The following is a 25,359-nucleotide window of genomic DNA, read 5'->3' on the forward strand; positions in this document are numbered from 1 at the left end:
AACTAAGCGGGTCACTGTCCAAAAGCGTTGGCAAGCTTGCTGCTGTTGTCGCTGAACAACCACTGGATGGCGCCGGCAGCCTGGCCAATGCCAGCGACAATGGCAAGCGACAGCACGGCAACGATCAAACCATATTCGATAGCCGTCGCACCCCTCTCGTCTTCTAAAAATCGTTGCAGCAAGATTTTCATGGGCGCCCATCCCTCTTGCCCTAACCTAGCGCCGACCCGTTAAGAAAGGTTAACGCGACAGGCTTAATGGGCGGTGAACCAGCTGCATTCTAGAGATCTGTTGAGGAGTCAGCAGTCGCCGCTGCTTCTGCCATCGGCCCGTATAACGCAAACCGAACTGGGCAGCGGCTGCAGCACGCTCTTGCGCAGCGTATAGCTATCGCGCTGGCCGATCGAGCCGGTGCTCATCGTATCAAGGCCGTCGCGGGCAAACTGCGAGCGGGTCCGGCTGTCGAGGTAGGGCGTCGCGATCAAGGCCAGAGCCACTGCGGCCGAGCCGAACAGGAGGGCGATGCGCAATATTCCCATGTCGGCATTGGCGGCGCCAGGAAGGCGGTCGGACCAAGGCGAGTCCCAGTCCTTGTCGAAGCTCATGCAAATCGCTCCCCAGCGGTGGAATCGGCGTAACCGCCTTGCGTCAATTTTTCACGGCCAGATAAATCTTTCATTAACGCTGCTGGCAGCGCGTTGTGGAGCTTCCTGGTTTGCGGGAGGTCGGCCGTTACAGCAGATCGATGAGGAACTGGATCAGCGGGGCGTCGGCCGGCGGCATCGGAAAATCGCGCATCTGGCGCGGCCGCACCCATTTCAGCACCTGGCCTTCCTTCGGCTGGGCAATGCCGCGGAAGCGACGGCAGACGAACAGCGGCATCAGCAGGTGAAAATCATCGTAGGAATGGCTGGCGAAGGTGAGTGGGGCCAGGCAAGGGATGTCGGTCTCGATGCCGATCTCCTCGTACAATTCGCGGATCAGGCATTGTTCCGGCGTCTCACCGGGCTCGACCTTGCCGCCCGGAAACTCCCACAGGCCGGCGAGTTGCTTGCCTTCGGGCCGCTGCGCCAACAGCACGCGCCCGTCGGCATCGACCAGAGCGCAGGCGGCGACCAGGAGCAGGCGCTTGCCGACCGTATCCAAGCCGCTCATGCGCCGGATGGCCGGCGATAGTGATAGCGATAGACTTCGTCGAATCCGAGCGAACGGTAAAGCGCCAGCGCCGGCGCGTTGTCCGCCTCGACCTGCAGCCAGGCTTCCCGCGCCCCGCGCAGCCGCGCCCATTTCAACGCCGACCGGATGAGATGGCGGCCATAGCCCTGGTTGCGCACCGATCTGTCGGTGGCGATCTCGAACAGGCCGGCAAGGTCGCCGTCGTGCACGCAGATCAACGTTGCCAGCGGCTCGCTCCCGGCCTCCAGCGCAAACAGCCCGGCCTCCGGCTGGATGGCGCCGATGATCTCCGACAGGCCCGGCCGCAGCGACACATCCGAACCGCTCACCTTGAGCGCGACGCCGATGAAACGGCTGATGTCCTTCAACGGAATCTGATCCATGGCGTCGTCGAGCGTGGCGTCCGCCAGCGGCAGCCGCATGACCAGCGATTCGGCGAATGTGCTCCAGCCCTCGCTGTCGAGGTACTTTGAAAGATCAGGCCCCGACAGCGGCGAGATGCGAAAGGTCAGCGGCCTGCCATAGGCGTCGAAGCGGCGGCTGGCGCGGCCGATGCGCTCGGCAATGTGCTGGATGTCGCCTGGATCGAGCGGATTGACCGAATTCAGCCGCTTGGCCGGGTGGCCGGCCGTCAGCCGCACCACCCAGGTACCGTCATAATGGACGGCGGCCGCCGGCCAGGCGCGAAAGCCGGCCGCCTCATAGCGGCGCACGATCGCCAGCACGCTTGCCGGATGTCTGGAAGCCAACGTCATCAGCTCCGATAATCGCCGTTGATGGCGACATATTCCTTGGTGAGGTCGCAGGTCCACACCGTCGCCTTGCCGCGGCCGATGCCCATATCGGCGCGGATGCGGATCTCGTCGCGCTTCATATACGCCGAAGTCGCCTCCTCGGAATAGGCGGCGTCGCGCTCGCCCTGATAGGCCAGGCGGTTGTCGCCGAACCAGATCGACAGAAGGTCGCGGTCGGCCGGTTCGCCGGCCTTGCCGACGGCCATGACGACGCGGCCCCAATTGGCGTCCTCGCCGGCGACTGCCGTCTTGACCAGCGGCGAATTGGCGATCGACAGCGCGATGCGCTTGGCCGAGCGGGCCGATTTGGCCCCGGTGACGGTGACCTCGACCTGCTTGCGGGCGCCCTCGCCGTCGCGCACCACCTGCAGTGCAAGCGATTTCAGCACCTTGCCGAGGGCACGGCGGAAGGCGCCGAGACGCGCATCCTTGGGATCGGAAATTGCCGGCGCGCCCCGCCTGGCGGCAGCACCCGTGGCGAACATCAGCAGCGTGTCGCTGGTCGAGGTGTCACTGTCGACGGTAACCGCGTTGAAGGTCTTGGCCGTGCCGCGCGACAAGAGATCCTGCAGCACGGGTGCTGCAATCGGCGCATCGGTGGCGATGAAGGAAAGCATCGTCGCCATGTCGGGCGCGATCATGCCGGCGCCCTTGGCGATACCGTTGATGATGACGTCGGCATCGCCGAGCTTGACCGTCGCGGTCGCCAGTTTGGGATAGGTGTCGGTGGTCATGATCGCCTTGGCGGCTTCGGTCCACAATTCCGGCTTGCCGTCCTTGACCAGCCCGGCCAGCAGATGGCTGAACTTGCCGGCGTCGAGCGGTTCGCCGATGACGCCGGTCGAGGCCAGGAACACCTCGCCTGCTGTGCAGCCGGCCGCCTTCGCCGCCACCTCGCCCGTGAGTGCCGTCGAGGCGCGGCCCTTCTGGCCGGTAAAGGCATTGGCATTGCCGGAATTGACCACCAGCACCCGTGCCTTGCCAGCCACGAGGTTCTGCCGGCAGAAATCGACCGGCGCCGACGGGCATTTCGACCTGGTGAACACGCCGGCGACGGTGGTGCCGGCGTCGAACACCATGGCCAGCAAGTCGGTGCGGTTCTTGTATTTTATGCCGGCCTCGGCGGTGGCGATGCGCACGCCCTCGATCACCGGCATCTTGGGATATTTCTTCGGCGCGAGCGGCGAAACCTGTGTGGACATGGAAGACCCCGGGCGGGAAAAATCGCGAAAGGAACGCCGGTTTGCCCGATAGCACGCGCTGGCGCAAGGCGTTTTCACAGCTGTTACGGGTGCCGGAAGCCTGACACTGCCTCATGCAGCAAGCCGGCTGTTGCAAATTTGTTGACGTCGCTGCGACCGATAGCGCTATGATCCTGCCCCATGGGCAGGCTTGTGGTCTTGGCACTGGCGTTTCTGGGTTTTCTGCTGCTGCGCGCCGATGCGCAGACGGCGCGGCGCGTGGCGCTTGTGGTCGGCAACGGCAGCTACGCCGAAGCCGGTACGCTGGCCAATCCCGTCAACGATGCGCTCGACATCGCCGACAAGCTGCGCGCCATCGGTTTCGAGGTGATCGAAGGCAACGATCTCGGCAAGCGCGAGCTCGAACGCAAGATCGGCGAATTCTCAGATGCGCTGCAAGGCGCCGGTGCCGGGCTGTTCTACTATGCCGGCCATGGCCTGCAGGTCGACGGGCGCAACTTCATCGTGCCGGTCGATGCCAGGCTGGACATGCCGGTCAAGCTGCAGCTCGAGGCGGTGCCGATCGACGAGGTTCTCGACATCATGGAGCAGCAGACCAAGGTCAGCCTGGTCTTCCTCGATGCCTGCCGCAACAACCCGTTTGCCCGAAGTCTCAGCCTCAGCGCCACGACGCGCTCGGCGACGGCTCTCGTCGGCCTTGCCCAGTTCGAGTCGACACGCGGCTCGTTCATCGCCTTCTCGACGGCGCCCGGCGCCGTGGCAATGGACGGGACGGGGCGCAACTCGCCCTTTGCGGCCGCACTTTTGCGGCACATGGCCGAGCCCGGACAAAGCATCAACGACATGATGATCGCGGTGCGCCGCGACGTCGTTTCGGCAACGCGCGAGGCGCAGCGTCCCTGGGAGCAGGGGTCGCTGCTCGAGCGTTTCGAATTCGTTCCGGGCGGCGACACTGCCCAGCAACCGAAACCGGCCGTCAGCCCGGCGCCCGCGTCCGAGGTGGCCGCGCTCGAACGCTCCGTCGGCGACAAGGGCGCCATCGAAAAATTCCTGCGCGACGACTATCTGGCGCCTGATGCCAGGAGAATGCGCGAAACCGTCAAGCGGCTTTATGGTTCGTCGGCCACCATCTACGGCACGCGTTACGACAGCGAGGCCATCGTCAAGGTCAAGACCGACTGGTTCGCGCAATGGGCGTCGTGGTCGTTCGGTCTCGAGCCCGGCAGCCTCGAAGTGACGCCGAACGGCAAGGATCGTGCCGACGTGGTTTTCGCCATGCGCTACGACTATGTGCCGAAGGACAAATCGGCGCAGCGCCTGACCGGCAGGGCGCGGGTGACGCTGGAACTCGTGCTGGCCGATGGCGCCTGGCGCGTTGCGTCGGAAACGTCGCAAGCGCTGGAATGAACATCAGCGGACCGCTGGGTTGATGAAGCCGCGAAACGCCCGCTGCACCCCCGGAATCAGTCCCCAGATCATGATCGAGACCATCAGCGGCGCGATGACCAGCGTACGCTGCCAGATTTGCCATTCCTGCGTCAGCGGAAAAACCACGTACAGAATGGCAGTGATCAGTGGATAGACGCCGAGCAGCACCAGCACGGCGAAGCGCAGGCGCGAAAAGCGGGTGACGGCGGTCGAGTTCATCAAACTCTCCTTATCGTTACGGAACGTTCCGTTACATATAAAACGGATCGTTTCGTTTCGTCAAGAGTTGTATATGATGGCTGCAGAAATCGCGGGTAAGGACAAAGAAATGGGCGAAGCCACCGATCCCGGGCGCAAGTCAGCCGGCGCACGGCGCAGCCCCGAAAGCGCCGATGCCATTCTCGATGCCGCCGAGGCGGTGCTGGTCGAAGCCGGCTATTCCGGCTTCTCGATCGAGGCTGTGGCGCGCCGCGCACGCGCCGGAAAGCCGACGATCTATCGCTGGTGGCCAAGCAAGGCCGCCTTGCTGCTCGACGTTTACCAGCGGCAAAAGCGCGTCGACAATCCCGATACCGGGAACCTGGAGCAGGATCTCGTCGGCTTCCTGAAGAGCTTGTTCGCGCACTGGCGCGACACATCGTCGGGCAGCGTGTTCAGATCGCTGATTGCCGAGGCGCAGTCGGACGAAAAAGCCGCCGCCGCCCTCGCCGAATACGCAAGAGGGCGTCGCGTCCATACCGGCCAGATGGTCGAACGCGCCAAGGCAAGGGGAGAGGTGGCAGCCGATGTCGATGCCACGGTCGTCGCCGACCTGATCGCCTCGTTTGCCTGGGCGCACCTTCTGACAGACCGCCTGGACGAGGACGAAGCGATCTTACGCAGGGCGGTCGGCTATATCTTGAAAGGCATAGTCGCTGGCGATGCCGGCGACGCCACGGCGGTCCGGCGGCGGCGTCGACGCATCATCGCTCGCCCTAGCAAATAGAAGCGACAGGGCGGCAGCGCGCCCTGTCGTAGCCCAATCTGGCCTACTTCGCGCTTTCCAGCGCGTCGACCGTCTTCTTCAGGTTCGCATCGGGGATTTCGACCTTGGCGTTGGCGCGCAGCGACTTGACCAGCGCGAAATACTTGTCGCGGATGACCGCCTGGCGCGCCTGGTCCTTGACCTGGTCGAAGGCCGGCGGCTGCTTGGTGCGCTTGTCCTCGACCTTGATGACGTGCCAGCCGAACTGCGACTGCACCGGCTGCTCGGTGTATTTGCCGACTGCCAGCGCAAACACCGCCTTGTCGAACTCCGGCACCATCTGGCCAGGCCCAAACCAGCCGAGATCGCCGCCGCTGGTCTTGCCGCTCGGATCGCTGGTGTGCTCGTTGGCGAGTTTCTGGAAGTCGGCGCCGCCGTCGAGCTGCTTGATGATGGCGTCTGCCTCTTCCTTCGTCTTCACGAGGATGTGACGGGCGTGCACCTCATTGCTGGGCGGCGTGTTGGCGATTTCCTGGTCGTAGCGGGCGCGGACCTCGGCATCGGTAACCTTGTCGACGACGCCCTTCTCGACCATTTCGCCATGCAGCGCGCGCTGTTGCAGGAAGGCCATGCGGCGCTGGAAGTCGGGATCCTTGTCGAGGCCGGTGGTCACCGCCTGAGCCGCCATGACGCGGATTTCGATCGCCGCCGACAGTGCCGCGGCGCGGCGCTGCTCGGGCGGAAGCTGCGCGAACTGCTGCGACAGCTCGCCCTCGGCAAGCCCAAGGTCTGCCTCGGTCAGCGTCTGGCCGTTGATGGTGGCGACCACGGCGTTCGGATCGACCGGCTTGGCCGCCGGGGCGGGCGCTGCCGGCTGGGCAGGGGCGGCTTCCTGCGCCATCAGCGGCGACAGCGAGAGGGCCGTCAGCCCGAATGCCAGACCAAGGCTGGCGAGCGACGCGCGGCGGAACAATATAGACATTACGATTATCTCCAAAGCGGGGTAGCTAGAGCGGAATGGCTTCCAGACCAGCAGGATTGTGGCGGAATTTGGCGCGGTCGACAGGGCGAGCGCGGCGTTGACATCGAATGAGCCCCCTCTTATCTGTCCAACGACTTTGCGTCCAGAACCGTTTTCCGGGCGCTTTTTGCGTTTGTCCGCGTTCACGTGGATTTGATGGGGCCGGCCGGCGCCCGTCGCAATGACTTGGAATGCTATCGAAAGGGCCATTGGATGGTCAGTCTCGGCGGTCTCGCCCGTAAGGTTTTCGGCTCCTCCAACGATCGTCGGGTCAAATCGACCCGGCCGCGCGTCGAGGCGATCAATGCCATGGAAAACGAGATGCGGGCGCTCTCCGACGCCGAGCTTCAGGCCCGCACCGACAAATTCCGCCAGGATATCGCCAACGGCGCCAGCCTCGACGACCTCTTGGTGCCGGCCTTCGCCACCGTGCGTGAGGCCGCGCGCCGCGTGCTCGGCATGCGGCCGTTCGACGTGCAGCTGATCGGCGGCATGGTGCTGCACAATGGCGGCATTGCCGAGATGCGCACCGGCGAAGGCAAGACGCTGGTGGCGACGCTGCCGGTCTACCTCAACGCGCTCGCCGGCAACGGCGTCCATGTCGTCACCGTCAACGATTACCTGGCCACGCGCGACTCGGAATGGATGGGCCGCGTCTACAAATTCCTCGGCCTTAAGGTCGGCGTCATCGTCCATGGCCTGTCCGACGAGGAGCGCCGCGTCGCCTACGCCGCCGACGTCACCTACGCCACCAACAACGAGCTCGGCTTCGACTATCTGCGCGACAACATGAAATACGAGCGCGCCCAGATGGTGCAGCGCGGTCACAGCTACGCCATCGTCGACGAGGTCGATTCCATCCTGGTCGACGAAGCCCGCACGCCGCTGATCATTTCCGGTCCGCTCGAGGATCGTTCGGAAATGTACAACACCATCGACACCTTCATCATCCAGCTGCAGCCGCAGGACTACGAGATCGACGAGAAGCAGAAGACCTCGATCTTCACCGAGGAAGGCACCGAAAAGCTGGAGAACATGCTGCGCGATGCCGGCCTGCTCAAGGGCGAGTCGCTCTACGACGTCGAGAACGTCGCCATCGTCCACCACGTCAACAATGCGCTGAAGGCGCACCGGCTGTTCCAGAGGGACAAGGACTACATCGTGCGCAACGGCGAGATCGTCATCATCGACGAGTTCACCGGCCGCATGATGCCAGGCCGCCGCTATTCGGAAGGCCTGCACCAGGCGCTCGAAGCCAAGGAGCATGTGGCGATCCAGCCGGAGAACCAGACACTCGCCTCGGTCACCTTCCAGAACTATTTCCGCCTCTACAAGAAGCTCGCCGGCATGACCGGCACGGCGCTGACCGAGGCCGAGGAATTCGCCAACATCTACAATCTCGACGTCACCGAGATCCCGACCAACCTGCCGGTCATCCGCATCGACGAAGACGACGAGGTCTACCGGACGGTCGAGGAGAAATACCGGGCGATCGTCAAGGAGATCAAGGAAGCCCGCGCCAAGGGCCAGCCGACGCTGGTCGGCACGACTTCCATCGAGAAATCCGAGCAACTGGCCGAGCGCCTGCGCAAGGAAGGTTTCAAGGATTTCGAGGTGCTGAACGCCCGCCATCACGAGCGCGAGGCGGCGATCGTCGCCCAGGCCGGCAAACCCGGCGCCATCACCATTGCCACCAACATGGCCGGCCGCGGCACCGACATCCAGCTCGGCGGCAATGCCGACATGCGCATCGCCGAGGAGCTTGGCGACATGCCGGCCGGCCCCGAGCGCGAGACCAGGGAAAAGGAAATCCGCGACGACATCGCCCGGCTGAAGGAAAAGGCGCTCGCCGCCGGCGGCCTCTACGTGCTCGCCACCGAGCGCCACGAATCGCGCCGCATCGACAACCAGCTTAGAGGTCGTTCAGGAAGACAAGGCGACCCCGGCCGCTCGAAATTCTTCCTGTCGCTGCAGGACGACCTGATGCGCATCTTCGGCTCCGAGCGCATGGACGGCATGCTGCAGAAGCTCGGCCTCAAGGAAGACGAGGCGATCATCCACCCGTGGATCAACAAGGCCTTGGAAAAGGCGCAGAAGAAGGTCGAGGCGCGCAACTTCGACATCCGCAAGAACCTCTTGAAATATGACGACGTCTCCAACGACCAGCGCAAGGTGGTGTTCGAGCAGCGCATCGAGCTGATGGACGGCGAAGGCCTGTCCGAGACCATCACAGAGATGCGCGAAGGCGTCATCGAGGAGATCGTCGCCAAGAACATTCCCGAAAACGCCTATGCCGAGCAGTGGAACGTCGCCGGCCTCAAGGCCGAGATCGCCGAATTCCTCAATCTCGATCTGCCGGTCGAGGACTGGGTCAAGGAAGAAGGCATTGCCGAGGACGACATCCGCGAGCGCATCAGCCAGGCCGCCGAAGCCGCCGCCAAGGATCGCGCCGAGCGATTCGGCCCCGACGTGATGGCCTATGTCGAGCGGTCGGTGGTGCTGCAGACGCTCGATCATCTGTGGCGCGAGCACATCGTCAATCTCGACCATCTGCGCTCGGTCGTCGGCTTCCGCGGCTATGCCCAGCGCGATCCGCTGCAGGAGTACAAGGGCGAAGCGTTCGAGCTGTTCCAAGCGATGCTGGGCAACCTGCGCCAGGCCGTCACCGCGCAATTGATGCGCGTCGAGCTGGTCCGCCAGGCGGCGGAAGCGCCGCCGCCGGAAGCCCCCGACATGTTCGGCAGCCATATCGACGGCAGCACCGGCGAGGACGATTTCGAAGGCGGCGAGACGGCGGTGCTGGTCCGCCAGGAGACCAATGCCATCGTCGCCCCCGAAGACCGCGACCCGAAGAACCCGGCGACCTGGGGCAAGGTCGGCCGCAACGAAGCCTGCCCGTGCGGGTCGGGCAAGAAATACAAGCATTGTCATGGGGCGTTTGCGTAAGCACCACCTTTCCTTCTCCCCGTTCACGGGGAGAAGGTGCCCGAAAGGGCGATGAAGGGCAGCAGAGGCGTTGGCGACTAGTCGATCTCCCCACTTGAGGGGGAGATGGCCGGCAGGCTACAGGGGGCGCTGTCCCGCCGATACCAAAATACGCATTTCGAATTTTCTGTATCTCGACCGTCGGTGGTGTTTCAGTTTGAAATCTAATAGCCGGCTGACGCACGCGCTGATGTCCGCGCTTCATGAAGATCGGAACCTGCTAAAGTGGGTAAAGACACTACTTCGATTCAATAACCCCGTTCGAGGTCGATCTTGTTGGACAGAGGCTCTCCTCTTGCGACTTGACCGCAGAGATCGGCGGCCTGGTCGATTCCAGAATCCACCCAGAAGCTCGCGACATGAGGTGTGACGGTCACCTTGGGATGAGTCCACAACGGCGATGAAGCCTCCAGCGGTTCACGCTCAAACACGTCAAGACAAGCACCAGAAAGCTGACCTTCGTCGAGAGCGCGGATCAGGTCGGCTTCGTTGACATGCGCGCCCCTGCCGACGTTCACAAGGTAGGCACCTCGCTTCATTGTTCCAAAGGCACTCGAGTTCAGTATCCCACGAGTGTCACCAGTCAGGGGAAGTGAACAGATAACGAAGTCCCGATTTGTGAGTGCGTCCGCAAGCTGGGCACGGCCAAAGTAACTGTGTATACCAGGAAGCGTCTTTTGATGACGAGACCAGACTGCTGTGTCGTAGCCAAAGTCTGCAAACAGCTTTGCGGCCCAGCCACCGATCCGGCCCGCACCCAGCACAACAAGTCTTGTCTCGGAGATCTTCCGCGGCGCGATCGGATTCCACAACTTGCGGGCTTGTAGACTCATGTAATCCGCAACATGCCGTTGCTGGCAGAGAACGCGAAGGACGATGTACTGCACCACTTCCGAAGCCTGCTCACGCGTTGCGAGCCTGATGAGCGGAACACTCTTGGGAAAGCTCTGAAGATCAATACCCTCGACACCGGCTCCCAAATAGACGACGGCGCTTAGCCCCGTCATGGCATCAAAAAAGCCAGGACTGGCGCCCTTGTCGATCAGCACAATATCTATGTCACTTTTGTTCCCGGCGTCTGGCCAAAGCCTGAACTCCAGCTGCGGCACACGGGTTTTCAGCTCAGCAGCCCATACTTGTGCATCAATGTAGTCAGGATACTCATTGACCATCAGAACGGTAATGGGCTCGCCTAACACTTCGCCCCTCCCAGATTCAGGTAATCAGGCATCCACCGGATTACCAGTCTGTTGAGACTGAGGTTTGCGCAAACTGGCACCAGTTGCAAGACCAGACCCCGGCAAAAATGGCGTTGGTGATCCGCCAAAGCCGTGATGTCTGCCCGCTGCTGGCCGAGGATATCGATTTCGCTTTCTTCAAGGCATAGTTCTCCCCTGGTTTTGCTGGAACGCATGACAACCGGGCCGGTCACGCCGGTGATGGATGGGCGATGGCCGGAGTTCCGCGATCAACCGCAGGATGTCGGTGAAGAGTTGCCTCGGGATAGCGACCTCCGCATCTGGAAGGCGACATAACGCCCATGGCTGATAACCTCGGCACCGATCTTGATGAGCTTCTTTGTCACCTGGTAAGTGGTGCCAGAACATCTTTCCTGCTGTCGGCACTGCGGACGTTGCCGGGACGCAGGGCACGGCGTTCGAGGTCACCTAGCTGGTTGAATTCCACGCATCCCTCTTCTGGGATAGAGATTCTTGCAAAAGCCTATTTCGGCAGATGCTGCGATCAGGTTTTCACTGGCGGCTATGTTTGGCGATCTCAGCCCGACGCTCTGGCCTCATAATCTCGGCCCGCTTCTTGCCGCCTTTCGCGCCCAGCGCTTTCGCGGCAGGTCTTTGCCGTCGTCAATCACGTCGTCGGCTTCCTCGCCAGTGGCAATCCGCATGACGCGAACGACATTGCCGATAATGTCGGCGGGGCGCTTCTGGCCTTTAGGTCCGGTTGGCATTCCTAGTTCTCCGCATGGCTAAAGACGACAGCGCCGTTGTCCTTACGAACTTCAACGGACACGATTCCATCGTCACCCTTTCGGATTTGGAACATGGAGGTTGCATGATCTTTCGCGGTCTTCTCCTCGTCGAAGATCACCTTGTCGACGATGCCTTGCCTTCCATACCAGATCACAGTGTAGACCATTGTTGCTGCCATGCGTTCCGCTAAGCATATAGGCGTTTTCGCATATGGGGCAAACGAGATAGGCGTTTCCGCGTATTTCAACCTGAGACACTACCGAGCAGGGTGAAGGGTTGCGCGAATGATGAATAGGAAGCAGCGCACCCGCCCCTCATCCGCCTGCCGGCACCTTCTCCCCGTATAGAGACGGGGCGAAGGGCTCCGCTCACCCAACCGTTTCTTAATGTGTTTTCGCTACACGCGTAGCCAGAAAAGAAGCGGAAAACGGAGTGTGATCGGGGTGCGCTTTTCCGCGGCGACGACAGCCGGGCGGTTCTTGCCGCAGCGCCTTGCGCTGCGCATCGGGCCGCTGCTTGGCCTGATCGATGCCGTGCTGTTCAGCGCCGGCGCGCGGGGCGAAGCCGGCCGCATGTCGCTGATCGCCTTTTCGGTCCGCATCGTCAGCGCCGTCATCGCCTTCGTCAGCCAGGTCCTGATGGCGCGCTGGATGGGCTCGTTCGAATACGGCATTTTCGTGCTTGTCTGGGTGACTATGGTCATCGTCGGCAACCTTGCCTGCCTCGGTTTCCACACCTCGATCATCCGCTTCATCCCCGAATATCGCGAGCGCGGCATGTTGGCCGAATTGCGCGGCATCGTGCGGGCCAGCCGGCTGTTCGTGCTGATTGCCTCCACCGTGATCGCCGGCCTCGGCGCGCTCGGCGTCTGGCTGCTGTCGTCCTACATCGAAAACTATTACGTCGTGCCGTTCATCCTCGGCATCATCTGCCTGCCGATGATCGCCATGTCCGACCTTCTGCAAGGGCTGGCGCGGGCCAATTCGTGGGCGCTGTTTGCGCTGTCGCCGACATTCCTGGTGCGGCCGGTGCTGATCCTGGCGTTCATGGCGCTGATGCTGCTGGCGGGCTACGCACCGGACGCCAAAACGGCGATCTTCGCCGCCATCGCCGCCACCTATGCCACCACGCTCGGCCAACTCATCGGCGTCACCTCGCGCATCGACAAAAGGATCCCGGCCGGGCCGATGAAGCTGCATTTTGGCCAATGGTTCATCGTCTCGCTGCCGATCTTCCTGGTCGAGAGCTTCTTCTTCCTGCTCACCAATGCCGACGTGCTGATGGTCGGCGCCTATCTCGATCCCAACGACGTCGCCGTCTATTTCGCCACGGTCAAGACGCTGGCGCTCGTGCATTTCGTCTATTTCGCCGTCAAGGCCGGCGTTGCCCAGCGCTATGCGCAGTTCACCCATGGCGAGCCGCAAAAGCTCGCCGCCTTCGCCCGCGAAACCGTGTCGTGGACCTTCTGGCCGTCGCTGGCGATGGCGCTGCTGGTGCTGGCGTTGGGCGAGCCGATGCTGACCCTGTTCGGCCCGGAATTTTCCACCGGCTATCCGCTGCTGTTCCTGCTGGTGTTCGGGGTCGTCGCGCGGGCCGCCGTCGGCCCTTGCGAAAGCCTGCTCACCATGAGCGGCAACCAGAACATCTGTGCCGCTGTCTATGCCATGACGCTGGCCTTCAACATCGCGCTCAGCGTCGTGCTGATCCCGCTCTTCGGCCTGTGGGGCGCGGCGATGGCCACCGTCTTCGCCATGATCTTCGAGGCCGGCGCGCTGTCCTTCACGGTCTGGCGCAAGCTCGGCATCGCCATGGCCATTTTCGTGCCCGCCAAAGGAGCCGCCTGATGGCTGCCGTCCCCTTGCTCGAGGAAACCAGCGGCGGCCCGGCCGGCGCCATGGTGTCCGGCCTTGCCGGACTTGCCCGCGAAGCCGATCCCGCCCATGTCGAGATCCTCGCCAACAACCGGCCCGAGCGCAAGCTTGCCATCTATCCGGCCTCCGCCGGCTTCGACCTGGTCGAGGAGCTCGACTATCTCTGCACGCGTACGATCGAGCCCAACGTCTTCTTCAATCCGCGCTTCCTGGCGCCGGCGATGCCTAGGCTCGAGGACCGCGAGGTGCGGCTGGCCGTAATCCGCGACGGCGACCAGTACCGCAACCGGCTGCGCCTGCTGGTGCCGTTCTCGGTCGAGCGACCGGTGGTGCCGCTCGGGGTTCCCGTGATGCGCACCTGGTCGAGCCCGTTCGGCCCGATCGGCACGCCGCTGGTCGATCGCGACGATCCGATCGGCGTCATTGAGCATTTCTTCGCGATGCTGTCGAGGCCGCATCTGAAGCTGCCGAAGGTCTTCGTGCTGCCCGACATAAGGCTGGATGGCCCGGTGGCGAGCCTGCTCGCCAGCGTCGCCGAAACGCGCGGCCTGACGCTGGTGACCACCGGCAAGGCCGACCGCCCGGTGCTCGAAAGCGGGCTCGACGGCGAGGAGTATCTGAAGACTTCACTGCGCGCCCACCATTATCGCGAGTTCCGCCGCCTGAAGCGCCGTCTCGCCGATCTCGGCCAGCTGGAGCATGTCGTGGCGCGCGGGCCGGACGAGATCCGCCACGCCATCGAAAATTTCCTGACGCTGGAGGCTTCCGGCTGGAAAGGCCGCGAGCGCACCGCCATGGCCATCGACCGCTACCGCGCCGCCTTCGCCCGCGAAGCGGTGCACCGGCTGGCCGAGCAGGACCTCTGCCGCATCCATTCGCTGACGCTCGACGGCCGCACCATCGCCTGCCTGGTCGTCTTCGTCGAGGCCGGCGTCGCCTACACCTGGAAGACCGCCTATGACGAGACGCTCGCCGCCTATTCGCCGGGCACGCTGCTGATGATCGAGGTGACCAGGCAGCATCTCGACGACCCCAACATCATGATGACCGATTCCTGCGCGGTGCCCGACCATCCGGTGATGAGCCGGCTGTGGTCTGAACGCAAGCCGATGGGCACGCTGGTGATCGGGCTGACGCCGGACGCGGACCGCCCCGCCCGTCAGGCGGCCTCGCAGCTTCACCTCTACCGCGAAACCCGCAACATGGCGCGCCTCCTGCGCAACCGGATGAGGAGCCTGCTGCGGCGGCGCTAGTGCATCGGATCCAAAGTGGGACCCGGCCCGGCCGTCCGTCTCCACACCGTCGGCCCGCTCGGGCCTAGCTCGTCAGGGTTAATTCTCCCGATCAACGGAAAGGATTAGCATCGACGCAGTCCCAACCGGGATGAGGCGATCAATTACGGCCGCGCGTCCAGCATCATTGCCGCCTCGGTCCTGCACGGCCAGAAGAAAAATCTGGGAGGAATGCATGACGAAAACAACTCACCTCAGGCGTCTCGGTATCGTCGCCTTGGCAGGTCTCGTTGGCGCGTGTCTGAATGCCGCCGCGCCTCGGGCCGCCGAACCCGACAAGGCCGAGATCGATGCCCTGCGTAAATCGCTGTCCAGGTATGAAGACTACAAGGTTGCCATTCGCGAGCTTTATCTATCGACGGTTGGATGCGTCTTCTACAGCGGAGAAAAGGTAGAGGGGGCGATGGACTACCCTAAGGGCGCGATGGGCATCCATTTCGTCAACGTCACGACTGTCGGCCCGACCGCGGATCCGACGCGTCCCAATGTGCTGATCTATGAGCCGGTCGGCGGCGAATTGCGCCTGGTCGGCGTGGAATGGCTCGTGCCCTTGACGCCGGACACCAAGGAGCCGCCGAAGCTTTTCGGCCAGACATTCATGGGGCCTATGGAGGGGCATTATCCGCTCATCCCGAAGGAGTTCCACCACTACGACCTTCACGCTTGGCTGTTCAAGGAGAACCCGCTCGGAATGTTCAGCCCGACGAACCCGGACGTGAAATGCGACAATTATGCGTTTCCGATGCCGGAGCAGCCCACCAAGATGGTGCCGGGGCCGATGTGATAGCGACCACCGTTACAGTCTGGGTTGTCGAAAGCGCTCGGGGCCTCAGTTATCCCAGGAGGCTCCTGGGATAACGACCAAACCGAGCTCTCTCGACGGATGGGAAAATGGTGCCCCTAGCCGGGATCGAACCAGCACTCCTTGCGGAACTCGATTTTGAGAAGCCGGATATGCCTTATCCTAATCTTATCCGGCAGTATCCAATTGTACGGTAACCGATTGTAGCGGCTAGCCTTTTCGGCCCGTCCAATCATCCATACCTAACCGGACATACGCCACGGTTTGATTTCTGGCTGCACCTACTCTGCACCTGAAATCGACCTCAACGGAGGTTAGGCATGCCCAAGATCAAGCTCACAAAGACGGTCGTCGATGCCGCGAGGGCCGATCAGGAACCCTACGAACTTCGCGACACAGTCATACCTGGGTTTTTGCTGAAGGTCACCCCGACGGGACGCAAGGCATTCATGGTGGCCTACGTCGCGACCAACGGCCAGCGGCGCAAACCGGCCATCGGGCGCTTTGGCGAAATCACCGTTGAGCAGGCTCGAACGATTGCCCAGGACTGGCTCGCCGACGGCCATTGACAGACACCGGGGCGCCGAATGTCCGAAATCGCACGCGGCAAGGGGCAGTGACCATGAAAATTGAGCGGACCGACGACAGGAGTACGATCGACCGGTGCGTCGCGCGCACGCGCGCTCTGCTGCAGGACGCGCTGATTGCCCTGATCCCCGAGCGCGGCTATGCGGCTCTCACCGTGGGAGACATCTGCCAGAAAGCTGATGTCGGCAGGTCGACCTTCTATACCCACTACGCCGGCAAGGACGAACTGCGCAGCGCGACCCTGGAGGCGCATCTGCAGTCGCTGAGCAAGCGCGTGTCGGCAGACGGAAAGACGGGCTACCGCCTGTTCGAATTCAGCCTGCCGATGTTCGAGCACGCGCGGACGTTCCGGTCGCTTCATCACGCGCTGCTTTCGAGCAGCGGCGACACGATCCACGACCAGTTGCGCGAACGGATACGGCGCGCTGTGCGGGTGGAACTTGCCGGCAAACGGACCGGCGGCACAGGGATGCCCACCGAATTCGCCGTCCAGTTCATATCAGGAGCATTTCTCGCCGTGCTTGCCTGGTGGATCGCCGAGAGCGCCAGCCTTTTGCCGGCGCAGGTCGACGACCTCTTCCAGCGGATGGCCGCTCGGGGTGTCTCCGCCATGGGCATCGGCGGCTCGGATTGAAGCAGGCTTAAGTTGAATCATTCGCGTCGCCGATCCCGGCGTCGTTGGGCACTTTATTATCGTTCCTCCGGCGGCCGAATCTTGCGGAACGTCACGAGCAGAAGAATGTCATAGACGATCTTCAGGGCTCCAGCGATGAGGAGCGGCCAGCCAAAGCCCGAAACGGCAAGCAGCGAGCCGGCCAGCATCGGACTCGCCGCCGATGCGAGGCTGCGTGGCACGGCGGTGACGCTCGCTGCTGCGGCACGCTCGCCCGGCGTCACCACCGCCATCACGTAAGAGGTGCGGGTTGGCACGTCCATCTGCGACAGCGCACTCCGGATCAGCAGAAGGACGATCACCGGAGCGAGGCTGTGCATGAACGGAATGAGCAGCAGGCAAAGGCTCGACGGCAGGTGGGTGAATACCATCGTGTTCACCAGTCCGATTCGTTTGGAGATTTGAACCGCCACCAGATACGACACGGCTGAAAGCACGCCCGTGCAGAAGAAAATTGCGCCTGTGGTAGCGAGGGACAGGCCAAAGGTTTGATAAAGCCACAGTGCCAGCAGGGACTGAACCACAAGGCCGCCCGCAAATGCGTCCAGGCTGAAGAGCGCGGCAAGCGCAAGGACGATGGTTCGAGACTTGCGCAAGGGCTCCGCCGGCGCAGCATCCGCTTCGATCGATGCGTCGGGCAGCCGCCGATACAGGAGCAGCGATCCGACCCCAAGGAAGGCATAGAGCAGGAAAGCAAGCTGAAGGGCCTGTTTGATTTCTATCCCGATCAGGTGTCGCAGGAGGTCGGGAGCGCCGGCCGCCAGAGCGCCGACAGCCCCAATGAGGGAGCCGACAACGCTGTAGCGGGCAAACAGCGCGGTTCGATCGCGATCGGTGACGCTGTGGGCAAGTTCCGCTTGCTCGAGTGGCAGAAACACGCTCACGTCGCCGGAGGATGGGTTCAATGTTCCGACGAACGCGACCAAGAGCAGCGGCCAGAAATCATGGACGAGCGCAAAGGCAAGTCCGGTCAGAATCATCAGGCCCGCTGCCGCGATGAGCAGCGAGCGGCGCGAGAAACGGTGCGCGATGGCTCCGACGCCCAGCGTGAGCGCCGCCGATCCCGAGAGCGTTGCCGTGGCGAAGATCCCGATCTCGAAAGCGTTGAAGCCGAGCGCCGCCAGATAGGCGGGAAGCAAAAGACTGACAAGTCCGTCGCCAAACGCCCGCAATCCCCGTGACGCCAGCAAATGGGAAGCCGTCGGGCCGGCACCGGACGGCAGGAGCACAAGTCTGCGCTTCGGCAATTGCAACGCTTCCGTCGGCCTTCGAATTGTCAACGCACCTCCTGCATACCGCCGGGCAGAATCCAGAGCCTAGATCGAACCCGTGGCGACGCCGTAAAGAATACCCAATATTGAACAGGCCACCAGGACCGGGATCATGCCGACCTTGAAACGGAATACCGCTACCAGTGCGCCGAGCGTCAGGACCAGTGACGGGATATTGACGGAATTGAACACCGGCACGTCCAGCGTGATGCCCAGCCAGCTGACGTCATGGAGTTCGCGGAACAGGACATGAAGCGCGAACCATACCGCCAGGTTCAGGATCACACCAACCACCGCGGCGGTGATGGCAGACAGCGCTGCGGACAAGGCCTTGTTGCTGCGCATCGTCTCCATGAACGGCGCGCCGAGGAATATCCACAGGAAGCACGGGACGAAGGTTACCCATGTCGTGAGAAGGCCGCCGAGCGTTCCGGCAACCAGCGGGCCGAGCACGCCTGGCGCCCGATAAGCTCCCATGAAGCCGACAAACTGGGTGACCATAATCAATGGGCCGGGCGTCGTCTCGGCCATGCCGAGGCCGTCCAGCATCTCTCCTGGCTTGAGCCAGCCATAGTGCTCCACACCCTGCTGGGCGACATAGGCCAAGACCGCATAGGCGCCGCCGAAGGTAACCATCGCCATCTTCGAGAAGAAGATCGCAATATCGGTGAAGACGTTGCCTTGCCCGAGGAATGCAAGCAGCGCGAGGACCGGGACCAGCCATAGCAGCAGTCCCACACCTGCCACCTTGAACCCCCACGCGGCGGAGGGCCGTGCATGAGCCGGCACCCCTTCGCCAAGCGCGGAGTCGGCATCGTCGACCTGCGTTCCGCCAACCTTGCCATGTCCGTTGCCCGACTTGAAAGCAGCCCAGCCTGCCCTGCCCCCCACGTAACCGATCCCAGCTGCGATCAGAATGACCAGCGGAAACGGCGCATGAAAGAAGAACAAGGCGATGAAGGCAGCCGCAGCGAGGCCGACCATCACATTGTTCCTGAGCGCTCGCCTGCCGATCCGCAGGACCGCTTCGAGCACAATGGCCAGGACCGCAGCCTTCAGGCCGAAGAAGAGCGCCTGGACAGCGCCGACATTGCCGAAGACCGCGTAGATCCAGCTCAGGATCATGATGGCGATCGCCCCGGGCAGCACAAACAGGGTTCCCGCCACGAGACCGCCCTTGGTCTTGTGCATAAGCCAGCCGATATAGATTGCCAATTGCTGTGCCTCAGGACCGGGCAGCAGCGTGCAGTAGTTGAGCGCATGCAGGAAGCGAGTCTCGCCGATCCAGCGCTTTTCCTCGACGATGATGCGATGCATCATGGCGATCTGGCCGGCCGGGCCGCCAAAGCTGAGCATCGCCACGCGAGCCCATACGCGCATAGCGGCAGCAAACGAAACGCCATGGTCGTGAGCCTCGGCCGGAGACGGGTGGGCCGCGATGGACTGCTCCAGATTGGCCATTGTTCGGGTCCTTGCGATCATCCACGTTTCTTGCGGAAATACTGATAGAGGTTGTCGAAGACAGGAGCGCCCTGCGCGATCCGCTGCTCGTCGCTCTCATTAGCCATGGCTATGCCGGCAATCAGGCTGGCAATTCCTGTCGCCTCCTCGCGGCCGAACTTGTTGTCCTTGAGGTCGATGTCATGGACGATCTCGGCGATGGCCTGAAGCGCTGGGTCATTGATGCCGGCGCGGGTAACCAGAACCTCGAAGCTGCAGCGATCGCCCTCATGGGTGATTTCGCCTTCGAACATGTCGAAGCGCAATTCCCCCTCCTTTGGCACGTATCCCTTGCCCGCCACGAAGCGGATGATCGCGTCAGCATCGATGAAGCGATGGATCAGCCAGCTGCAGGCAATACGGTCGACATGCACGTCCCGGCGTGTGACCCAGATCCGGCCCTTGAGCTCGCTCGGCTCGGCGGCCTTCTTCGGTTCCTTGGTCATAGCCTTGTCCTCTACAAGCTGTGTCTCGAGTTCGGCGATCAGGCCTTCGACGGCGAGGCGGCCGCTGGCGCCGAAGAAGTCGATTGCCGCCACTTCGGCGAGCCTCTTGCGCAAGCGGCTGAGTTGCGAACGCGCTTCCGCCCGTCTTTCCGATGTCGCGTTCGTCTTGATTTCAGCGGCCAGATCGCGGGCTTCCTCGACGATCTCCCCGTAATCGACGTCACGGGCGGCGTCGAACATCGCCCGCACCTGCGCGTCCGACAGACCGTCGACAAGGCGTGCCTCGCACATCATGGCCTCGCCGCCGCCAGCGACGATCTCCTTCAGAAGCCATTCGAAATCCTCCTGCATCTCGGCATTGGCCGGCAGGGCGTAAACGGTGCTTTTGACTGCGACCGCGCCGATGCCTTGCAACCGTCGCCAGATCTTCACCCGGAAATAGGCTGGCTTGCTTGGCAGCTGATGGATCAGGAGCAGCCAGCGCTGATCCTGCGATTCCCCCTCATTCATAAGTGAACCGTATCACGAACAGAGTGAGATGCAACACTTGTATCATTCTTGATTCGAGCATAGCGTTTGCTTCCTCACGGATGGGCCGTGCCGCCGAACGAGGGAACCCGATGCCACACCAGATCATGCCGCTGCCGTTCAAGCCGCCCAGGCTCGTCGGATTGTCCGAACGGTTGTTGGCCAGCCACTACGAAAACAATTACGGCGGTGCCGTTCGCCGCCTCAACGCCATCGAACGGCGGCTCGACGGTCTCGATTGGAACACGGCGCCCGTCTTCGACATCAATGGTTTGAAGCGCGAGGAGTTGGTTGCCGCCAATTCGGCGATCCTGCATGAAATCTATTTTGATGGGCTGGGTGGCGCCGGCGATGCCGGTGGCGATCTTGCCGCAGCACTGGAGCGCGACTTCGGCAGCGTGGCCGCATGGCGCGCCAAGTTCATGGCTTGTGCGAAGGCGCAGGCCGGAGGCTCGGGATGGACACTGCTGACCTGGTCGGAGCGCCGCGATCGGCTGACGATCCAATGGGCGGCGGATCACACCAACTGCCTCGCTGGCGGCATGCCGATCCTCGCGCTCGACATGTACGAACATGCCTACCACCTCGATTTTGGCGCCAAGGCTGGCGCCTATGTCGATGCCTTCATGAAGAACATCCATTGGGAGCGGGTTGCCGCCCGCCACCGGCGGGCTGTCGTGCAGAGCGATCCTTCAACAGGACCTGCATCGGACGAAAGGCTTCCAACTGTTGCGCCAGAGGAACTGCGGATCCGGCTCGACCAGGGCGAAGATCTCGTCGTGCTCGACGTCTGCCTCGCCGAGGATCTGGCAAAACGCAGCGATATGCTGCCCGGAGCCAAGCTCCGCGCTCCCGAGACCATTGCCGATTGGGCCGCTGAACTGCCGAAGGACAGGCCAGTCATCGTCTATTGCGTCTACGGCTTCCAGGTCAGCGGCGACGCCGTCGCCGAACTGCGTCGCCGCGGCGTCGATGCAACAGCGCTCTCAGGCGGCATCGCCGCCTGGCACGCCATTGGCGCCCCAACTGTCCCCCTGGTGATCAGCGAAGAAAGGATTGCGTCATGAAATGGGTACCCGCGAGCGTCCGGTCATCGACCGAATCGCCTGCCCCTGGTTGATTGCACGCTTCATCGACAAGGAACCGGAGTTTCTCTTTGTGCCGCCTGATCAGGTGATCCCTGTTGCCCGGGAGACTGGCGCGACGCCTTATGACGTGCCCGGCGTCGAGTTCACGCATGTCGGCGACGGCTGCAGCTTCGACACTTTCGTCTCGAAATATGGCCTCGAGCGCGACCCGGCGATCGTGACCATTGCCGCGATCGTGCGCGGCGCCGACACCGACCGGCACGATCTCACGCCACAGTCGGCCGGCCTGCTCGCGATCTCCATGGGTCTGCGGGATGTGACACCCGACGACCACGAGGTGCTGAAGCACGGTTTCGTCATCTATGATGCGCTCTACGCCTGGGCCTCCCGACGCAAGGCGGAGACCCACAGCTGGCCACCCGGCTCGAAGCCGGCGGCCGCATGACCAATTGGGCACTGGGGGCGGATCTCAAGGAGATATCCCATGCATGCAAAACTGATGATCGGTGCGATGGCCACGGCAATGTCAGCGCTGCTCCAGCCCGCCGCCGCAGCTCCCGACTGGCAGATGGTTGCAAAGACATTCGGCAAATCCGGAACCGAAATGCCCGATGGCGTCTACAGGGTCGGCCTGCCGCGAACTGACTTGAAAGTATCGCTCGACGGGGTGGCTCTTAAGCCGGGATTCGCCCTCGGAGGCTGGGTCGCGTTCGAACCGATGGGAAACCAGGCCATGGTCATGGGTGACATCGTCCTGACGCAGGACGAAGTGAACCCGGTCATGAAAAAGCTTGAAGAAAGTGGCATCGAGATCACCGCGTTGCACAACCATCTGCTGCGCTCGCAGCCGATGACGCTTTACATGCATGTCTTCGGCGAGGGCGACCCCGTCGCGCTCGCCACAGCACTTCATGCCGGGTTGGCGCTGAGCAAGACGCCGATGGAGAATGCCACGCCCGCCGCGGCACAGCCGCAGATCCCGTTCGACACCGCCGCTGTCGACAAGGCTATCGGTCGCAAGGGCAAGGCCAATGGCGGCATCTATCAATTCACCATCCCACGGGCCGAAACGATCACCGACGGCGGCATGACCATCCCTGCGTCCATGGGCAGCGCCATAGGCATTAACTTTCAGCCAACCGGAGGCGACAAGGCTGCGATCACAGGCGATTTCGTGTTGATCGCGTCGGAGGTAAACCCCGTGCTGCGTGCCCTGCGCGACAACGGCATCGAGGTAGCGGCCTTGCACAGCCACATGCTCAACGAACAGCCACGGCTCTTCTTCATGCATTTTTGGGCCAATGACGATGCCGCAAAGCTGGCACGCGGGCTAAGGGCGGCTCTCGACAAGATGAATCTTTCAAACAGCTAGCCCGCGGAATCGCGGGCAGTCGCGAGCAATTTGTCTGGTCGTGATACGTGCCGTTCCAATCGTCGCGGCTAGTTCGATTGTGACGGACTGACTCGCCGTCCAGGTGCTACTGTCCATCGATCGACGCACGCGCGATAATACCGATCACTCGCACGAACGGGTCGACGCGGAGCCGACGTTGCATGGATTGGGTTCAACTGTGCCTGCTCAGCGTGGCGGGCTTTCTCACCTGGGCGCTCAATACGGTATCAGCGGGCGGTGGCGGTTTGCTGTTGATCTCAGCAGTGACGTTCCTCACGGGCAGCGCCGCAGTCGCTCCAGTGATCACCTTAACCGAGCTCATCGGCAATCCGGTTCGGATCCTTGCATTTCGTCGCGACGTCGATTGGAGCATCGTGCGCTGGTATTTGCCCGGCGCCATCTCAGGCGGCGGGCGCTTGGCTGTTCGCCAACGCACGCGCCGAATGGCTGCAGATCTTCATCGGCCTCTATCTGATCGGCGCCATTTTGGAATTCCATGGCGGCGCGCGCGAGCGGAGCTATCGGGCCCGCCTTTGGTGGTTCTTGCCCGCCGGCCTGATCGTGTCCCTGCTCTCCGCTTTGATGGGCACAGTCGGCCCGGTGCTGAACTCGCTTTACCTGAACTATGGGTCCCGCAAGGAGACCCTGGTCGCGACGAAGTCGGTGAATTCGTTCGTGACAGATATTGTCAAAGTCACGGTCTTTACCGGTCTCGGCGCATTTGGCGGCCAGGCGCTGGCTTTCGGCCTTGCGACCGGATTTGGTGCTGCGCTTGCGACGCTTGCGGCAAAACCTTGGCTCGAGCGGATGAGCGGACGGCAATTCCGGACAGCGGTCGTGATGCTGATGGCCGTGAGCGGCATGCTGATGATCTGGAAGCAGCACGACCTCGTCGTTGCGCTCTACCATGAGCTCGCCTTCTGTCTTCAAGCCAACCAGGACGAATGCGTCCAAACGTAAACCTGCGCCGCCCGGACTTCGGGGCGCGAGGTGGTGCTGGACCAGTCGTAAGGATCAGTGATGGTGACCTTCCGGCTCCGCCATCTTGAACGGCAGGATCTGTTCCCTGCCCTTTGCCGCCAGGATCAGCCTCGCCTTGAACTCGTGCGGCTCGGCCGGGGCGACGCTGCTCTCAAGGCTATGATGATCGCCCGCGACTGGTGCGAGGGAAAGCGTCTCGGAGCCTTCGGACCGGTCGATGATTACGGTTGCCTGGAGATCGTCGGCATGGCTGTCGATGGTGAGGCGCATACGTTCGCCGGCCGGCGTGTCGACGATTTCGAGCGTGCCCGTTGCCAGCTCGCAGGCGACCTTAAACGGCTCGGGCGCGTGGTGCGCATGGCCGGAACCTGCCACCACTGGCCCGCGCTCGCCTTCCAGGCGGATGTTCGCCTCCGAGAGCGCGGGTAGATGGTCGAACAACTCCCCTCTCAGAGCCTCTGTGATGCCGACCACATCGTTCGCGCTCGCGGTTTCGGCCACCTTGATGGCGATATCGGCATGCAGCCTGTGGCCGATCCAGCGCGCCTGCACCTGGGCGACCCGTTCGATGCCCCGCACATGTTCGGCGGCATGATGGATTTCGTCGACAATGCCTGGCTCGACGCCATCCAGCATGCGCGTCAGCACCGCCTTTGACGACTGCCAGACAATGGCGAAGATCGCCACCGTGATCAAAAGGCCGACAATCGGATCGGTGAGCGGAAAGCCGAGCCAGACGCCGATGGCGCCGAGAACGACCGCGAGGCTGGTGAAGCCATCGGTGCGGGCATGATAGCCGTCGGCGATCAGCGCCGCGCTATTGATCTCGCGGCCGACGCGGATGCGGAATACCGCGACCGCCTCATTGCCGAGGAAACCGACGAGGCCGGCGGCGGCAACCCAGCCAAGGAAACTGATGGCCTGGGGATGGATCAGCCTGTCGATCGCCTCATAACCGGCGACGATGGCGCTGAACAGGATGATCAGCACGATAACGATGCCGGCTAGGTCCTCGACCCGGCCAAGGCCGTAGGTGAAGGTCTTCGACGGTTTGCGCCTCGCCAGCATGAAGGCGATCCACAGCGGGATGGCGGTGACCGCGTCGCCGACATTGTGGATGGTGTCGGCAAGCAGCGCCACGCTGCCCGACAAGAACACGATGATCAGTTGCAGCAACGATGTGATCGCCAGCACGACAAACGACCATTTGATCGCCCAGATGCCGCGTGTCGTCGTCGCGATGGTGGGATCGACCACGCCGTGCGTATGGCCATGTCCACCGCCCTCGCCATGATCATGGCCGTGCCCGCCAAAGCCCTGGGTTGCCGGGCCGAAGCCAAACCAGTCGCGAATACCGTCCATCACGGG

At 62.7% G+C, this 25,359-nt stretch carries 26 protein-coding genes and 1 pseudogene; 12 read left to right on the top strand and 15 right to left on the bottom strand.

Annotated elements, in window-relative coordinates; translation table 11 throughout:
- Positions 1-11 precede the first annotated feature (11 nt).
- The 5 genes from NKH21_RS09370 to argJ form a co-directional block, all read right to left on the bottom strand.
- Entirely contained in the window at positions 12-191 is a 180-nt protein-coding gene (locus tag NKH21_RS09370) for a Flp family type IVb pilin (RefSeq protein WP_352566909.1), read from the bottom strand.
- Between the two features lie 108 nt (positions 192-299).
- The gene (locus NKH21_RS09375; RefSeq protein ID WP_352864490.1) at positions 300-605 is read right to left on the bottom strand and encodes a hypothetical protein; all 306 of its coding nucleotides are present in this window, start codon (positions 603-605) and stop codon (positions 300-302) included.
- A 127-nt stretch (positions 606-732) separates the two neighbouring features.
- Positions 733-1,155 (bottom strand): (deoxy)nucleoside triphosphate pyrophosphohydrolase, encoded by a 423-nt coding sequence (locus NKH21_RS09380; protein WP_352491816.1) that lies wholly within the window; start codon positions 1,153-1,155, stop codon positions 733-735.
- Positions 1,152-1,931, bottom strand: a complete 780-nt coding sequence (locus tag NKH21_RS09385) for a GNAT family N-acetyltransferase (RefSeq protein ID WP_352670340.1) — start codon at positions 1,929-1,931, stop codon at positions 1,152-1,154. The genes NKH21_RS09380 and NKH21_RS09385 overlap by 4 nt, the downstream gene beginning before the upstream one ends.
- Positions 1,931-3,172 carry a bifunctional glutamate N-acetyltransferase/amino-acid acetyltransferase ArgJ gene (argJ, locus tag NKH21_RS09390; protein ID WP_352670343.1) on the bottom strand — a complete coding sequence of 414 codons (1,242 nt, stop codon included), beginning with the start codon at positions 3,170-3,172 and terminating at the stop codon, positions 1,931-1,933. The genes NKH21_RS09385 and argJ overlap by 1 nt, the downstream gene beginning before the upstream one ends.
- Before the next feature lie 180 nt (positions 3,173-3,352).
- Here argJ and NKH21_RS09395 point away from each other — a divergent pair, with 180 nt between their 5' ends.
- Entirely contained in the window at positions 3,353-4,579 is a 1,227-nt protein-coding gene (locus tag NKH21_RS09395) for a caspase family protein (protein ID WP_352670346.1), read from the top strand.
- Positions 4,580-4,582: 3 nt separating this feature from the next.
- On the opposite strand, the gene NKH21_RS09400 is transcribed toward NKH21_RS09395, so the two are convergent.
- Positions 4,583-4,819 carry a putative antibiotic biosynthesis monooxygenase gene (locus NKH21_RS09400; protein WP_352670349.1) on the bottom strand — a complete coding sequence of 79 codons (237 nt, stop codon included), beginning with the start codon at positions 4,817-4,819 and terminating at the stop codon, positions 4,583-4,585.
- A 109-nt stretch (positions 4,820-4,928) separates the two neighbouring features.
- On the opposite strand from NKH21_RS09400, the gene NKH21_RS09405 reads away from it, so the two are divergent.
- Entirely contained in the window at positions 4,929-5,585 is a 657-nt protein-coding gene (locus NKH21_RS09405; RefSeq protein ID WP_352670351.1) for a TetR/AcrR family transcriptional regulator, read from the top strand.
- A gap of 43 nt (positions 5,586-5,628) precedes the next feature.
- Here NKH21_RS09405 and NKH21_RS09410 read toward each other — a convergent pair whose 3' ends face one another.
- Positions 5,629-6,546 carry a peptidylprolyl isomerase gene (locus NKH21_RS09410; RefSeq protein ID WP_352670354.1) on the bottom strand — a complete coding sequence of 306 codons (918 nt, stop codon included), beginning with the start codon at positions 6,544-6,546 and terminating at the stop codon, positions 5,629-5,631.
- Positions 6,547-6,798: 252 nt separating this feature from the next.
- Between NKH21_RS09410 and secA the strand changes: the two genes are divergently transcribed.
- Positions 6,799-9,531 (top strand): preprotein translocase subunit SecA, encoded by a 2,733-nt coding sequence (gene secA, locus NKH21_RS09415; RefSeq protein WP_352670357.1) that lies wholly within the window; start codon positions 6,799-6,801, stop codon positions 9,529-9,531.
- A 287-nt stretch (positions 9,532-9,818) separates the two neighbouring features.
- Here secA and NKH21_RS09420 read toward each other — a convergent pair whose 3' ends face one another.
- The 4 genes and pseudogenes from NKH21_RS09420 to NKH21_RS09435 all read right to left on the bottom strand — a co-directional run bounded on the left by NKH21_RS09420 (position 9,819) and on the right by NKH21_RS09435 (position 11,736).
- A complete protein-coding gene (locus tag NKH21_RS09420) occupies positions 9,819-10,769 on the bottom strand; it encodes an NAD(P)-dependent oxidoreductase (protein ID WP_352864494.1) in 951 nt (316 codons plus the stop codon).
- 177 nt (positions 10,770-10,946) lie between these two features.
- A pseudogene (locus NKH21_RS09425) lies at positions 10,947-11,149 on the bottom strand (hypothetical protein); the annotation flags it as partial.
- Positions 11,150-11,365: 216 nt separating this feature from the next.
- Positions 11,366-11,536 (bottom strand): hypothetical protein, encoded by a 171-nt coding sequence (locus tag NKH21_RS09430; RefSeq protein ID WP_352670047.1) that lies wholly within the window; start codon positions 11,534-11,536, stop codon positions 11,366-11,368.
- Positions 11,537-11,538: 2 nt separating this feature from the next.
- On the bottom strand, positions 11,539-11,736 hold the full coding sequence (locus NKH21_RS09435) for a hypothetical protein (protein WP_352670050.1): 198 nt from the start codon (positions 11,734-11,736) through the stop codon (positions 11,539-11,541).
- Positions 11,737-12,001: 265 nt separating this feature from the next.
- On the opposite strand from NKH21_RS09435, the gene NKH21_RS09440 reads away from it, so the two are divergent.
- From NKH21_RS09440 to NKH21_RS09460, 5 genes are all read left to right on the top strand, one after another.
- Complete coding sequence (locus NKH21_RS09440; RefSeq protein ID WP_352670141.1) at positions 12,002-13,402, top strand: lipopolysaccharide biosynthesis protein; 1,401 nt, start codon at positions 12,002-12,004, stop codon at positions 13,400-13,402.
- Positions 13,402-14,682 carry a GNAT family N-acetyltransferase gene (locus tag NKH21_RS09445; protein WP_352864498.1) on the top strand — a complete coding sequence of 427 codons (1,281 nt, stop codon included), beginning with the start codon at positions 13,402-13,404 and terminating at the stop codon, positions 14,680-14,682. The genes NKH21_RS09440 and NKH21_RS09445 overlap by 1 nt, the downstream gene beginning before the upstream one ends.
- 214 nt (positions 14,683-14,896) lie before the next feature.
- Positions 14,897-15,505 carry a hypothetical protein gene (locus NKH21_RS09450; RefSeq protein WP_352670054.1) on the top strand — a complete coding sequence of 203 codons (609 nt, stop codon included), beginning with the start codon at positions 14,897-14,899 and terminating at the stop codon, positions 15,503-15,505.
- A gap of 338 nt (positions 15,506-15,843) precedes the next feature.
- Complete coding sequence (locus NKH21_RS09455; protein ID WP_502903478.1) at positions 15,844-16,092, top strand: Arm DNA-binding domain-containing protein; 249 nt, start codon at positions 15,844-15,846, stop codon at positions 16,090-16,092.
- A 53-nt stretch (positions 16,093-16,145) separates the two neighbouring features.
- Positions 16,146-16,745 (top strand): TetR/AcrR family transcriptional regulator, encoded by a 600-nt coding sequence (locus tag NKH21_RS09460; RefSeq protein WP_352670057.1) that lies wholly within the window; start codon positions 16,146-16,148, stop codon positions 16,743-16,745.
- A 56-nt stretch (positions 16,746-16,801) separates the two neighbouring features.
- Here NKH21_RS09460 and NKH21_RS09465 read toward each other — a convergent pair whose 3' ends face one another.
- The 3 genes from NKH21_RS09465 to NKH21_RS09475 form a co-directional block, all read right to left on the bottom strand.
- Entirely contained in the window at positions 16,802-18,007 is a 1,206-nt protein-coding gene (locus NKH21_RS09465; RefSeq protein WP_502911885.1) for an MFS transporter, read from the bottom strand.
- A 93-nt stretch (positions 18,008-18,100) separates the two neighbouring features.
- Positions 18,101-19,516 carry a chromate efflux transporter gene (chrA, locus tag NKH21_RS09470; protein ID WP_352670063.1) on the bottom strand — a complete coding sequence of 472 codons (1,416 nt, stop codon included), beginning with the start codon at positions 19,514-19,516 and terminating at the stop codon, positions 18,101-18,103.
- A gap of 17 nt (positions 19,517-19,533) precedes the next feature.
- Positions 19,534-20,511, bottom strand: coding sequence for a chromate resistance protein ChrB domain-containing protein (locus NKH21_RS09475; protein WP_352864505.1), 978 nt, complete (start codon positions 20,509-20,511; stop codon positions 19,534-19,536).
- Positions 20,512-20,621: 110 nt separating this feature from the next.
- On the opposite strand from NKH21_RS09475, the gene NKH21_RS09480 reads away from it, so the two are divergent.
- The 4 genes from NKH21_RS09480 (at position 20,622) to NKH21_RS09495 (ending at position 23,970) form a co-directional block, all read left to right on the top strand.
- Entirely contained in the window at positions 20,622-21,596 is a 975-nt protein-coding gene (locus NKH21_RS09480; RefSeq protein ID WP_352864507.1) for a Fe-Mn family superoxide dismutase, read from the top strand.
- 1 nt (position 21,597) lies between these two features.
- Positions 21,598-22,062 (top strand): chromate resistance protein ChrB domain-containing protein, encoded by a 465-nt coding sequence (locus NKH21_RS09485; RefSeq protein WP_352864509.1) that lies wholly within the window; start codon positions 21,598-21,600, stop codon positions 22,060-22,062.
- A gap of 54 nt (positions 22,063-22,116) precedes the next feature.
- Positions 22,117-22,989 carry a DUF1259 domain-containing protein gene (locus tag NKH21_RS09490; RefSeq protein WP_352864579.1) on the top strand — a complete coding sequence of 291 codons (873 nt, stop codon included), beginning with the start codon at positions 22,117-22,119 and terminating at the stop codon, positions 22,987-22,989.
- A 363-nt stretch (positions 22,990-23,352) separates the two neighbouring features.
- Complete coding sequence (locus NKH21_RS09495) at positions 23,353-23,970, top strand: sulfite exporter TauE/SafE family protein (protein WP_352864512.1); 618 nt, start codon at positions 23,353-23,355, stop codon at positions 23,968-23,970.
- A gap of 54 nt (positions 23,971-24,024) precedes the next feature.
- On the opposite strand, the gene NKH21_RS09500 is transcribed toward NKH21_RS09495, so the two are convergent.
- On the bottom strand, positions 24,025-25,356 hold the full coding sequence (locus tag NKH21_RS09500; protein ID WP_352670079.1) for a cation diffusion facilitator family transporter: 1,332 nt from the start codon (positions 25,354-25,356) through the stop codon (positions 24,025-24,027).
- Between the last annotated feature and the right edge of the window lie 3 nt (positions 25,357-25,359).

The organism is Mesorhizobium sp. M1329, assembly GCF_040318035.1.
In the GTDB taxonomy this organism is placed as follows: Bacteria; Pseudomonadota; Alphaproteobacteria; order Rhizobiales; family Rhizobiaceae; genus Mesorhizobium.